This is a genomic window from Mycobacterium sp., assembly GCF_032162105.1.
In the GTDB taxonomy this organism is placed as follows: domain Bacteria; phylum Actinomycetota; class Actinomycetes; order Mycobacteriales; family Mycobacteriaceae; genus Mycobacterium.
In genome coordinates, this window is record NZ_JAVRPS010000147.1 from 1 (window position 1) to 11,810 (window position 11,810).

An 11,810-nucleotide genomic window follows, 5' to 3' on the forward strand; every position below is an offset into this window, starting at 1 on the left:
TGACGACGGGCGCGAACGCCTCGTTGATCTCGATGGTGTCGATGTCGTCGATCGAAAGACCGGTCTTCTCCAGTGCGTACTGCGTGGCAGGGATCGGCCCCGTCAGCATGTACACCGGGTCGGCACCGCGAGCACTGATGTGGTGGATCCGGGCCCGCGGCTTGAGGTTATGGGCCTGCACTGCGCTTTCTGAGGCCAGCAATACCGCGCTGGCGCCGTCGGAGATCTGGCTGGCCATCGCCGCCGTCAGCCGGCCGCCCTCGACGAGGGTCTTCAGCCCGGCCATCTTCTCCAGCGACGTTTCGCGCGGCCCCTCGTCGGTGACGAAGCCGTCCACCGGGATGATCTCGTTCTCGAAGTAGCCGGCCCGGATCGCGTCCTGCGCCCGCTGGTGGCTGGTGAGCGAGTACTGCTCCATCTCCTCGCGCGAGATGTTCCACTTCTCCGCGATCATTTCGGAGCCACGGAACTGGGAGATCTCCTGGTCGCCGTAGCGGTGCAGCCAGCTCTTCGACTCGTTGGTCGGCGAGGTGAAGCCGAACTGCTCGCCGACGATCATCGCCGAGCTGATCGGGATCTGGCTCATGTTCTGCATGCCGCCTGCCACGATCACGTCCGCGGTACCGGACATGATCGCCTGTGCGCCAAAGGAAATCGCCTGCTGGCTGGAACCGCACTGCCGATCGACCGTGACGCCGGGCACCTCTTCGGGGAAGCCGGCGGCAAGCCACGACAGCCGCGCGATGTTGCCCGCCTGGCCACCGATGGCGTCCACGCAACCGGCGATGACGTCGGTGACGGCGCTCGGATCGAGGTCGTTGCGCTCGAACAGGCCACGCCAGGCGGCGGCGCCGAGGTCGACGGGATGCAAGCCGGCCAGCGATCCGTTGCGCTTGCCGACCGCGGTTCGTACAGCGTCGATGACGTACGCCGGTGAAGCTGAAGTCATTTCACAATCCTTCTTTCGTGATGCCGCCAAGGACGATGGCGAGGTACTGCCGGCCGACCTGCTCGGCCGTGAGCGGTCCGCCAGGCTGATACCAGCGGACCGAAACCCATGTGGTGTCCCGGATGAAGCGGTAGACGAGGTCGACGTCGATGTCGGGCCGGAAGCAACCTTCCTTGATGCCCTGCTTGAGGATGTCCACCCACATCCGGCGCTGCTCGCGGTTGCGGGCGTCGACGAACTCGAACTGCGGCAACCCAGACAGCCGCTTGGCCTCGTCCTGGTAGATGACGACCTGCGCGTGGCGGTCCTCGATGGCCTCGAACGAGGTCATGAAGAGCCCCTTCACCCGCTCGAGCGGATCGGCCTCGCGGCCGACGATCTCCTGATACCGCGTGAAGAGCCAGTCGAGGAAGTCGCGGAGGACCTCCTCGACCATCTGCTCCTTGGACTTGAAGTGGTGGTAGAGGCTGCCGGAGAGGATGCCCGCGGAATCCGCGATGTCTCGGACGGTGGTCGCACGCAGACCGCGCTCGGCGAACATCGTCGCGGCGAGATCGAGGAGCTCGTCGCGGCGGCTCGGAAGGGCCTTGTCCACACACGCAGCATATCAACCAAGCGCTTGCTTGGCGACCTGCGGGTCAAATGTCAGCTGGAACTCGTCCAGTACGCCTCGCACGAGTCCCCCGACTGCGTGCTAGCGCTGGTCACGCGCGACCGGGACAGATTGAACTCATACCAGGCGTCGGGGTCGTCGTCGCGGTACATCGCGCACTGTCGGACCTCCTGCGGCAACCGCTGTAGTGCGGGCTCGACATCCGGCGACAAGGACAGCAGGTAGTCAGTGTCCAACATGCCGGTCTGCTCGTAGCGGTCGATGTTGCCTGGATCCGCCTGCACACCTGAAGCCCGTCGAATCCTGGCAGCATCACGTCGAGCACGTCGAGCACGACGAGATCCGGCGTGGTCGCCGCTGCGGTCGCCACCGCCGATGGCCCGTCGATTGCGGTGTCCACCGAGAAGTCCTCAGCGCGCAGCCGGGTGGCCACGGCCGCGAGGATGGTCGGCTCGTCGTCGACCACCAGGATTCGCTTCACGCATGAGACTGTATGTGCCGGGTGTGGTGCTTCCGGGCAGTGTTTGTGAAGATTCCGTGGAGAAGTCGCCGCTCAGGCGCGCTGGCTGGACACCGAGATGACTTCGCCGGTGAGGTAGCTGGAGTAGTCACTGGCCAGAAACGCGATGGTGGCGGCCACTTCCCACGGCTCGGCGGCGCGGCCGAACGCCTCGTCCGACGACAATCGGTCCAGCAGTTCAGAGCTGCTGGTCTTATCCAGGAACTTGTGCCGGGCGATGCTGGGCGACACGGCATTGATCCGGACGCCGAACTCCACGGCTTCGATTGCGCTGCACCGGGTCAGCGCCATCACGCCGGCCTTGGCGGCGGCGTAGTGCGACTGCGAGTGCTGCGCGCGCCAGCCGAGCACGCTGGCGTTGTTGACGATGACGCCGCCGTGCCCGGCACCGCGGAAGTACCGCAATGCCGCACGGGTAGCCCGCATCACCGAGGTCAGCGTGACGTTGAGGACCCGATCCCATTCGTCGTCGGTCATGTCGACGACGGGCGTCTGTCCGCCGAGACCGGCGTTGTTCACCAGCACGTCGAGCCGGCCCATCTTCTCCACGGCCTTCTCGAAGAGCGCATCAACGGCCTCGGTCGAGGTCACGTCGCACACCACCGCCTCGACGCGGCCGAGCCCGAGGCCGGCGAGCTCGTCGCGGGTCTCACCGAGTCGCCGTTCGTGGTAGTCGGAGACCACGACGTCGGCACCCTCGTTGAGCGCCCGCCTTGCCGTCGACGAGCCGATCCCCGTGCCGGCGGCGGCCGTCACCAGGACGACCTTCCCGGCCAGCAGCCCGTGTCCGTCGATCTCCTTCGGCGCGATGGCGAGACTCATTTCAGCCCTTGACCTCTCGTGGCAAACCGAGCACCCGCTCGGCGATGATGTTGCGCTGGATCTCGTTCGAGCCGCCGTAGATGGTGTCCGAGCGGGAGAACAGGTAGAGGTGCTGCCACTCGTCGAACTCGCCACCGGCGGCGACCAAGCCTGCCATGCCCTGCACGTCCATGGCGATCTCGCCGAGTTCGCGATGCCAGTTGGCCCACAACAGCTTCGAGACGCTGTCTTTCCCGGCGGCCTGACCGCCTCCTTCTACGTCCATGGTCGCCAGCGCATAGGACCGCATGCTCCTCAGCCCGACCCAGGAACGGGTCAGCCGTTCGCGAATCAACGGATCGTAGATGGCGCCGGTGTTCTTCGCCACCTCCACCAGGTTGGAAAGTTCACGGGCATAACGGATCTGCTGGCCCAGTGTGGAAACGCCGCGTTCGAACGTCAGCGTGCCCATCGCGACGCGCCATCCGTCGCCTGCCTGCCCGACGACCAGATCGGCTTCGGTGCGGGCGTCGTCGAAGAACACCTCGTTGAAGACGGCCGTCCCCGACAGCTGCACAATGGGTCGCACCTCGACACCCGGCTGATCCAGCGGCACCAGCAGATACGACAAGCCGGCGTGCCGCTTGGAGCCCTTCTCGGTACGGGTCACCACGAAACACCACTGGGACATCTGGGCCATCGACGTCCACACCTTCTGGCCGTTGATCACCCACTGATCGCCGTCGAGTTCGGCGGAGGTCGACACGTTGGCGAGGTCGCTGCCCGCGCCGGGTTCGGAATAGCCCTGGCACCACAGCTCGGTGACGTCGAGGATCTTCGGCAGGAATCGCTTCTGCTGCTCCGGCGTGCCGTAGGCGATCAGCGTGGGGCCGAGCAGTTCCTCGCCGAAGTGGTTGACCTTGTCCGGCGCGTCCGCGTGGGCGTATTCCTCGTAGAACGCCACGCGGTGCGCCACGGACAACCCGCGCCCGCCGTGCTCTTCGGGCCAACCCAGGCAGGTCAGGCCTGCGGCCGCCAGATGCTGGTTCCACGCCCGTCGTTCCTCGAATGCCTCGTGCTCGCGACCCGGCCCGCCCAAACCCTTGAGCGCGGCGTAATCGCCGACGAGATTGTCGGCGAGCCACTGCCGGACCTCGGCCCGGAACTCCTGGACCCCTATCACCCTTGTAGGCTAACCTACCAAGCACTTGCTTTGTTAGAGGAGTCTCGATGGAGAGCGACCGACGCACCATCCCTGGGGTGCTCAACCGGATCGCCGACCGCTACGCCGACCGCGACGCGCTGGTCACCGAGGATCGCCGGTTGACGTTCGCGCAGCTCCGGACCGAGGTCAGACAGGCTGCGGCGGCGATGATCGACCTTGGCGTGAACGCCGGCGACCGGGTGGCGATCTGGTCGCCGAACACCTGGCACTGGGTGGTCGCATGCCTGGCCACGCATTACGCAGGCGCCGTCGTGGTGCCGCTGAACACCCGCTACACCGCCAGTGAGGCCGCCGACATCCTCGCCAGAACCGAGGCCCCGATCCTCATCGGCATGGGCGAGTTCCTCGGCGCCGACCGGGTCGGTGACCTCGACCGCGCCGCGCTGCCCGCGCTGCGCCACGTGGTCCGCGTGCCCGTGCAAGAAGGAGACGACGAGGCGGCCGAATCATGGGACGGATTCGTGGCGCGAGGCACGGACCTCGATGCGGTCGACGCCCGGGCTGGCGCGCTCTCGCCCGATGACGTCTCCGACATCCTGTTCACCTCAGGGACCACCGGTCGCAGCAAGGGCGTGCTGTGCGCGCACCGCCAGTCGCTCGACGCCCCGGCGGCGTGGGCCGCGTGTGGTCAACTCACCAGCGACGACCGCTACCTGTGCATCAACCCGTTCTTCCACAACTTCGGCTACAAGGCAGGCATCCTGGCCTGCCTGCAGACGGGCGCGACGCTGATCCCCCAGCTGACTTTCGATCCCGAGAAGGCGATGCGCACGGTGCAGGAGCACCGCATCACCGTGCTGCCAGGGCCGCCGACGATCTATCAGACGCTGCTCGATCATCCCAAGCGAGGCGACTACGACCTGACGTCGCTGCGGTTCGCCGTCACCGGTGCGGCGACCATCCCGGTGGTGCTGATCGAGCGGATGCAGGCCGAGCTGGACATCGACATCGTGCTCACTGCCTACGGGCTCACGGAGGCAAGCGGATTCGGCACCATGTGCCGGGCCGACGACGACGCGGTGACGGTGGCGACCACGAGTGGACGGCCGATCGCCGACTTCGAGCTCGCGATCGCCGATGACACCGGTGAGGTTCTGCTGCGCGGGCCGAACGTCATGCTCGGCTACCTCGACGACCCCGATGCGACGGCCAACACGATCGACGCCGACGGTTGGCTGCACACCGGCGACATCGGAACCCGCGACGAGAGCGGCAATCTCCGCATCACCGACCGGCTCAAGGACATGTACATCTGCGGCGGCTTCAACGTCTATCCGGCCGAGATCGAACAGGTGCTGGCCCGCCTCGACGGCGTTGCGGACTCGGCGGTGATCGGTGTGCCCGACGAGCGACTCGGCGAGGTTGGTAAGGCCTTCGTCGTGCTCAAGCCGGGTGCTGAACTCGACGAACAGGCCGTGATCGCCTACACCCGTCAGCATCTGGCGAACTTCAAGACCCCACGCTCGGTGGCGTTCATCGACGTCCTGCCGCGCAACCCTGGAGGCAAAGTGGTCAAACCGCAACTGCGAGAGATGACTGGGTAGATCGCACATGGATCTGACATTCGACGACGCGACCGAGGAGTTCCGGGCCGAGGTCCGCGACTTCCTCGCCGCCAACACGTCGCACTTCCCGACGAAGTCCTACGACACCGCCGAGGGCTTCGAACAGCATCGGTTCTGGGACAAGGTGCTGTTCGACGCAGGCCTTTCGGTGATCGCCTGGCCCAAGGAGTACGGCGGGCGTGACGCCACCCTGCTGCAGTGGATCGTCTACGAGGAGGAGTACTTCCGCGCCGGCGCCCCGGGCCGGGCAAGCGCCAACGGCACGTCGATGCTGGCACCGACGCTGTTCGCGCACGGCACGAAGGAACAACGGCTGCGGGTGCTGCCCAAGATGGCCAGCGGCGAGGAGATCTGGGCGCAGGCGTGGTCGGAGCCCGAATCGGGCAGCGACCTGGCCTCGCTGCGTTCGACTGCCACCAGGACCGACGGCGGCTGGAAGCTCAACGGCCAGAAGATCTGGAGCTCGCGGGCGCCGTTCGGCGACAGGGCATTCGGACTGTTCCGCTCCGACCCCGAGGCGCAACGCCACCGCGGGCTGACTTACTTCATGTTCGACCTCAAGGCCGACGGCATCACGGTGCGGCCGATCGCGCAACTCGGCGGCGACACCGGGTTCGGCGAGATCTTCCTCGACGACGTCTTCGTGCCCGACGAGGACGTGATCGGCGAGGCGAACGACGGCTGGCGCGCCGCGATGAGCACGTCGAGCAACGAGCGCGGCATGTCGCTGCGTAGTCCGGCCCGCTTCCTCGCACCCGCCGAGCGGCTGGTGGATCTCTGGAAGAACGATCGGGACCCGGCCTTCACCGACCGCGTCGCCGACGCCTGGATCAAGGCTCAGGCCTACCGATTGCACACGTTCGGCACCGTGACCCGGCTGGCCGGCGGCGGTGAGCTGGGCGCGGAGTCATCGGTGACCAAGGTGTTCTGGTCGGATCTCGACGTAGCGCTTCACCAGACGGCGCTGGACCTTCGCGGCCCCGACGCCGAGCTTGCCGACTCGTGGACCGACGGCTTGCTGTTCGCGCTGGGCGGACCGATTTATGCCGGCACCAACGAGATTCAGCGCAACATCATCGCCGAGCGGCTGCTGGGACTGCCTCGCGAGAGTCAGGGGCAGGCGAAGTGAACTTCGAGATCGACGAACAGCAGCGCGACTTCGCCGCCAGCATCGACGCGGCCCTCGGATCAGCCGACGTTCCTGCCGCCGTGCGGGCGTGGTCGGCAGGCGACACCGGCCCTGGCCGCAAGGTGTGGGCCACGCTGAGCGACCTTGGCGTGACGGCGCTGGCGGTAGCCGAGAAGTTCGACGGCATCGAGGCTCACCCGGTCGACCTGGTGGTGGCCGCCGAACGACTGGGCTACTGGGGTGTACCTGGTCCGGTCGCCGAATCCATTGCCGTGGCGCCGGTTCTGATGGCGGAGGATGAACGCAGCGCCGGGCTGGCCTCTGGTGAGCTGATCGCGACGGTCGCACTGCGGCCGCACACGCCGAGAGCCGTGGACGCCGACACCGCCGGCCTGATCCTGGTGGCCGGCGACGGTGAGGTCCGCGACGGCGCCGCGGGCGAGAAGCATGAATCCGTCGACCCGGCGCGCCGGCTGTTCGACGTCACCGCGGTCGGCGAAGCACAGAAGGCTGATACCGCAAGGGCTTTCGAGTTCGGTGCGCTGGCCACCGCAGCCCAGTTGATTGGCGCCGGCCAAGCCATGCTGGACGCGTCGGTCGAGTATGCCAAGCAACGCAGCCAGTTCGGTCGCGTGATCGGCTCCTACCAGGCGATCAAGCACAAGCTCGCCGACGTCTACATCGCGGTCGAGTTGGCCCGCCCGCTCGTCTACGGCGCCGCGCTGTCGCTTGCCGACGGGTCACCGGACACCGCGCGGGACGTCAGCGCCGCGAAGGCCGCGGCGTCGGAGGCGGCGTTGCTCTCGGCGCGCTCGTCGCTGCAGACGCACGGCGCCATCGGTTTCACTCAGGAGCACGACCTGTCCCTGCTGCTGTTGCGGGTCCAGGCGCTGCGTTCGGCGTGGGGCGACCCGACCTGGCACCGTCGCCGAGTTCTGGAGGCCATGTGAGCGACGAACGGGATCTGTTGCGCGACACCGTCGCCGCGCTGATCGACAAGCATGCCTCGCCGGAGGCGGTACGCGCGGGCATGGCCTCGGAACGCGGCTACGACGAATCGCTGTGGAAGTTGTTGTGCGAGCAGGTCGGTGCGGCCGCACTCGTCGTCCCCGAGGAATTGGGCGGCGCGGGCGGCGAACTCGGCGACGCCGCCGTGGTGCTCGAGGAACTCGGCAAGGGTCTGGTGCCGACGCCGCTGCTCGGCACCACGCTGGCCGAGCTGGCTCTGCTGGCCGCGGACGAACCCGACGCCGACGCTCTGGAGAAACTCGCCGAGGGTGCGTCGATCGGCGCCGTCGTGTTCGACGCGCAGTACGTGATCAATGGCGACGTCGCCGACGTGGTGATCGGAGTCGAGGGCGGCACCCTCACCCGCTGGACGAACTTCGTCTCGCATCCGGCGACGACGATGGATCCCACCCGTCGGCTGGCGCGGGTCGAGACCAAGGACACCACCCCGATCGGCACGGACCCCGGGCTCGCCGACACCGCGGCGATCCTATTGGCCGCCGAGCAGATCGGCGCCGCAGGCCGTTGCCTGGATCTGACCGTGGCGTACACCAAGGAGCGGGTTCAGTTCGGTCGACCCATCGGCAGCTTCCAGGCACTCAAGCACCGGATGGCCGACCTCTACGTCAAGGTGCAGGCGGCACGTGCGGTGGTCAACGACGCGGTCGCGGACCCAACGCCAACGTCGGCCGCCCTGGCCCGGGTCACGGCCAGCGAGGCGTTCAGCAACGTCGCGGCCGAGGCCGTCCAGATGCACGGCGGCATCGCGATCACCTGGGAACACGACATCCAGCTGTACTTCAAGCGCGCCCACGGCAGCGCGCAACTACTCGGGCCGCCTCGGGAGCATCTGCGCCGGCTCGAAGCCGAGGTGCTCTAACCTGGCGGCGGTGAGCACTCCCGACTTTTCCGTGTCGCTGCGGGCGGGGATTCCGCCGTTCTACGTGATGGACGTGTGGCTGGCCGCGGCGGAGCGCGAGCGTTCGCACGGCGATCTGGTGAATCTGTCGGCCGGACAGCCCGGCGCCAAGGCACCCGCGCCGATTCGTGCGGCTGCCGCGGACGCGCTGGCCAACGACAATCTCGGGTACACCGTGGCGCTCGGGATCCACGAACTGCGCGAGGCGATCGCCGCGTCCTACGCCGACCGGCACGGCATCACCGTCGAGCCCGACGACGTCGTCGTCACCACCGGGTCGACGGGCGGCTTCCTGCTGGCCTTCCTGGCGTGCTTCGACGTCGGCGATCGTGTCGCGGTGACCAGCCCCGGCTATCCCTGCTACCGCAACATCCTCTCGGCGCTGGGCTGCGAGGTCGTCGAGGTGCCGTGCGGTCCGGACACCCGGTTCCAGCCGACTGTCGAGATGCTCGCCGCGATCAGCCCACCCATCAAGGGGGTGGTGATCGCCAGCCCGGCCAACCCGACCGGGACGGTGATCCCGCCCGCCGATCTGGCCGCCATCGCGACGTGGTGCGCCGACTCCGGCGTGCAGTTGGTCAGCGACGAGATCTACCACGGTCTGGTGTATCCCGGTGCGCCGCCGACGAGTTGCGCATGGGAGACCTCGCGCGACGCCATCGTGGTGAACAGTTTCTCGAAGTACTTCGCGATGACCGGCTGGCGGCTGGGCTGGCTGCTGGTGCCGCGACCGCTGCTGCGCGCCGTCGACCGCCTGACGGGGAACTTCTCGATCTGCCCGCCGACGCTGCCGCAGAAGGCCGCCGTCGCCGCGTTCGCGCCGGAATCGATCGTGGAGGCCGACGCACTGGTGGAGCAGTACGCGGTCAACCGCGAGCTCCTGCTGCGGGGGCTGCCGGAGATTGGCCTCGGCCGGCTGGCCCCGGCGGACGGCGCGTTCTACGTCTACGCCGACATCTCGGACTACTCCACCGATTCGCTGGAGTTCTGCGCAAAGCTGTTGGCCGACACCGGGGTTGCGATCGCACCAGGCATCGACTTCGACACCGTACACGGCGGCGCGTACGTGCGGTTGTCGTTCGCGGGCCCGACGAGCGACATCACGGAGGCACTGCGCCGGATGGGTCCCTGGTTGGCCACGGTGGGTTAGCGAGCCCTAACCGATCGTCGTGGCCGCATGCCTGTGAGAGGATCCATGCATCGCATCGGCGCGATGGCTCGACCTTGCGCCGGTTTCATCCGGGTTGGCCTCTGAACCTCACCGAACGCGAACTCGTCGATTCGGTGTGTTGGTCGACACCCCGTCACCCTCGGAGAGCCCCCGAGATGATTGGAGTCCCCATGTCCGCTGACGAATTCCACGAGCGTCACGACCGGTCCATCAACGTGATCACCGGCGTCGTCGTCCTGCTAGATGCCGCGCTGGCGTGGCTCGTAGCGACCCTCGCCGTCGCGGAATCGATGAGCTGGCCGGTGCTCGCCATCCTGCCGTTCACCCTCCTCTTCGGCCTACTGGTCGGCGCGGTCATCCGCGCGGTCGCGACCGGCCCGATACGCTGGCTCAGCATCGTGGGACGCGGCGTGGTCGCGATTGCGGTCGGGGCCGTCGTCGGTGAGCTCGCCGCAATCGTCCTCTTCGGCAGCACGATCGACCGCCGCCTCGACGAGCAGACCGCTCGCGACGCCCTCACTGTGCCCGCCGTCGCGCAGGCTTCTGCCGACCTCGACCAGACGCGTGGCGCCCGTACTGCGCTCGACGCCGCGGTCGAACGGGCGCGAGCGGATCGTGACGAGGCGTTGGTCGTCGCACGCTGCGAGTACAACCCGTCGCCGGCATGCCCCCAGACCCGCATCACTGGCGTGCCTGGTGCCGGACCCGAAACGCGAACGGCGAAAGAGCTTCTCGCGGATGCCCAGCGAGAGGTGGACAATGCCGAGGCCGCGCGTGACCGCGGAACACCCGAGCTGGACTCGAAGATCACCAACGCCGAGCAGTGGCTTGCGCAGGCTCGCACTACCGCGATCGCGGGGGCGGATCACGGACTAGGGGCGCGCTGGGTCGCGATGAACGCCTATACGTTCTCCAACGTCGGCGCGCTCCTGCTGCGCCTGTTCACGATCACGTTCTTCACGTTGCTGAGCCTGCTGCCGCTGATCTTCAAGTCGTGGCGCGGCGAGACGACGCACGATCGCGGCGCGGCCGCCCGCGCCGAGCGCGATCGCGCGGAGCTCCTGGCAGACACGGCGATTGCCGTCAAACGTGCCGAGGTGCGCGCGGCCACCGAAATCATGTGGGCCGACCAGCAGCTCGCCAATGCCCGCCTCGCCGTCGAGGCACAGACCGAAATCGACCGCGCGCACCATCGCCGCCGGGTTACCCAGGCACTCGACGGTCCGGTCCATGCGACATCGCAGCGCGAATCCGTGGACGACGACGTGAACCTACAGATCACCGCCAAAGCGGACACACCGGAGAACCTGCCGGCACGGGTCGAATCGGGCGGTGCGGTTGAACCGCGTGGTGGGTGGAGCACCCCGCAGATCCCGACGATTCCGGACGTCACCAAGGCCGCCGCTCGCTGGATTCGTCCGCTGGTGCCGCCGTTCGTTGCCCGCGCGGTCGACACCACCGCCCAACCGCTGAGGGCCGCGCGGCAGGTGTTCGAAGAAGTCGAGGAGATCACGTTCTTGCTCAAGCGCACCCACAAGGTGACCGTCAACTCCGATGAGAGCGAAGAGCAGCCGCGACAGCTCGGATCCACAGTCACCGAAGCGAGGCCGGATGCCCAATCGGAGCGCCCGTCGTTGGGGCTCACCGGGCGCGAACGGCAGGCCGAGTTGCCGGAACAGAATCGACCGGGTGAATTGCCCGGAGCTGACGGCCCACGCCAACTGCCGCCTGCGGAGTAGTTCTACCGCTATCAGAAGGGTGGTGGTTGGTAGTTGGCGGCCAGCGTGTTGCCTCGTGTCAAGATGCGCGCGTAGGGCTCTTCGTTGCCTCATTTGAGGGTGCGCGCTTGTTGACACGGGCTCCGGCTTTGCTGGTGGTCATTGTGAGGAGCTGGGTGGTCAGGGCTTGGA

11 protein-coding genes and 1 pseudogene are annotated in these 11,810 nt (G+C 67.5%); 6 read left to right on the forward strand and 6 right to left on the reverse strand.

Features of this window, described 5'->3' with window-relative positions; all coding sequences use genetic code 11:
• The 6 genes and pseudogenes from fadA6 to ipdE1 all read right to left on the reverse strand — a co-directional run.
• Positions 1–949, reverse strand: a 949-nt coding sequence (gene fadA6 / locus QOC69_RS07220; RefSeq protein WP_526437818.1) for a steroid 3-ketoacyl-CoA thiolase FadA6, incomplete at its 3' end; no start/stop codon positions are given.
• 1 nt (position 950) lies between these two features.
• Positions 951–1,544, reverse strand: coding sequence for a TetR family transcriptional regulator KstR2 (gene kstR2 / locus QOC69_RS07225; RefSeq protein WP_526437820.1), 594 nt, complete (start codon positions 1,542–1,544; stop codon positions 951–953).
• Positions 1,545–1,594: 50 nt separating this feature from the next.
• A complete protein-coding gene (locus tag QOC69_RS07230) occupies positions 1,595–1,846 on the reverse strand; it encodes a hypothetical protein (RefSeq protein WP_526437838.1) in 252 nt (83 codons plus the stop codon).
• Positions 1,828–2,043, reverse strand: a pseudogene (locus QOC69_RS07235) (response regulator); the annotation flags it as partial. The gene QOC69_RS07230 and the pseudogene QOC69_RS07235, both read right to left, overlap by 19 nt.
• 72 nt (positions 2,044–2,115) lie before the next feature.
• A complete protein-coding gene (gene ipdF, locus QOC69_RS07240) occupies positions 2,116–2,904 on the reverse strand; it encodes a (5R,7aS)-5-hydroxy-7a-methyl-1-oxo-2,3,5,6,7,7a-hexahydro-1H-indene-carboxyl-CoA reductase (RefSeq protein ID WP_526437822.1) in 789 nt (262 codons plus the stop codon).
• Position 2,905: 1 nt separating this feature from the next.
• Positions 2,906–4,066, reverse strand: a complete 1,161-nt coding sequence (ipdE1, locus tag QOC69_RS07245; RefSeq protein ID WP_526437824.1) for an acyl-CoA dehydrogenase IpdE1 — start codon at positions 4,064–4,066, stop codon at positions 2,906–2,908.
• A gap of 47 nt (positions 4,067–4,113) precedes the next feature.
• Here ipdE1 and fadD3 point away from each other — a divergent pair, with 47 nt between their 5' ends.
• The 6 genes from fadD3 to QOC69_RS07275 all read left to right on the forward strand — a co-directional run bounded on the left by fadD3 (position 4,114) and on the right by QOC69_RS07275 (position 11,639).
• Positions 4,114–5,652, forward strand: coding sequence for a 3-((3aS,4S,7aS)-7a-methyl-1,5-dioxo-octahydro-1H-inden-4-yl)propanoate--CoA ligase FadD3 (gene fadD3 / locus QOC69_RS07250; RefSeq protein ID WP_526437826.1), 1,539 nt, complete (start codon positions 4,114–4,116; stop codon positions 5,650–5,652).
• A 7-nt stretch (positions 5,653–5,659) separates the two neighbouring features.
• The gene (locus QOC69_RS07255; RefSeq protein ID WP_526437828.1) at positions 5,660–6,802 is read left to right on the forward strand and encodes an acyl-CoA dehydrogenase family protein; all 1,143 of its coding nucleotides are present in this window, start codon (positions 5,660–5,662) and stop codon (positions 6,800–6,802) included.
• Positions 6,799–7,752 (forward strand): acyl-CoA dehydrogenase family protein, encoded by a 954-nt coding sequence (locus tag QOC69_RS07260; RefSeq protein WP_526437830.1) that lies wholly within the window; start codon positions 6,799–6,801, stop codon positions 7,750–7,752. Before QOC69_RS07255 ends, QOC69_RS07260 begins: the two co-directional genes overlap by 4 nt.
• On the forward strand, positions 7,749–8,690 hold the full coding sequence (gene ipdE2 / locus QOC69_RS07265; RefSeq protein ID WP_526437832.1) for an acyl-CoA dehydrogenase IpdE2: 942 nt from the start codon (positions 7,749–7,751) through the stop codon (positions 8,688–8,690). Before QOC69_RS07260 ends, ipdE2 begins: the two co-directional genes overlap by 4 nt.
• A 67-nt stretch (positions 8,691–8,757) precedes the next feature.
• Positions 8,758–9,879 carry a pyridoxal phosphate-dependent aminotransferase gene (locus QOC69_RS07270; RefSeq protein ID WP_526437836.1) on the forward strand — a complete coding sequence of 374 codons (1,122 nt, stop codon included), beginning with the start codon at positions 8,758–8,760 and terminating at the stop codon, positions 9,877–9,879.
• A 191-nt stretch (positions 9,880–10,070) separates the two neighbouring features.
• Positions 10,071–11,639, forward strand: coding sequence for a DUF4407 domain-containing protein (locus QOC69_RS07275; RefSeq protein ID WP_526437834.1), 1,569 nt, complete (start codon positions 10,071–10,073; stop codon positions 11,637–11,639).
• The last annotated feature ends 171 nt before the right edge of the window (positions 11,640–11,810 follow it).

Bases quoted from the DNA above. Each gene is read 5' to 3' on its own strand.
- QOC69_RS07270 (WP_526437836.1), top strand. From the start codon at position 8,758: ATGGACGTGTGGCTGGCCGCGGCGGAGCGCGAGCGTTCGCACGGCGAT.
- ipdF (WP_526437822.1), bottom strand. From the start codon at position 2,904: ATGAGTCTCGCCATCGCGCCGAAGGAGATCGACGGACACGGGCTGCTG.
- QOC69_RS07255 (WP_526437828.1), top strand. From the start codon at position 5,660: ATGGATCTGACATTCGACGACGCGACCGAGGAGTTCCGGGCCGAGGTC.
- fadD3 (WP_526437826.1), top strand. From the start codon at position 4,114: ATGGAGAGCGACCGACGCACCATCCCTGGGGTGCTCAACCGGATCGCC.
- QOC69_RS07275 (WP_526437834.1), top strand. From the start codon at position 10,071: ATGTCCGCTGACGAATTCCACGAGCGTCACGACCGGTCCATCAACGTG.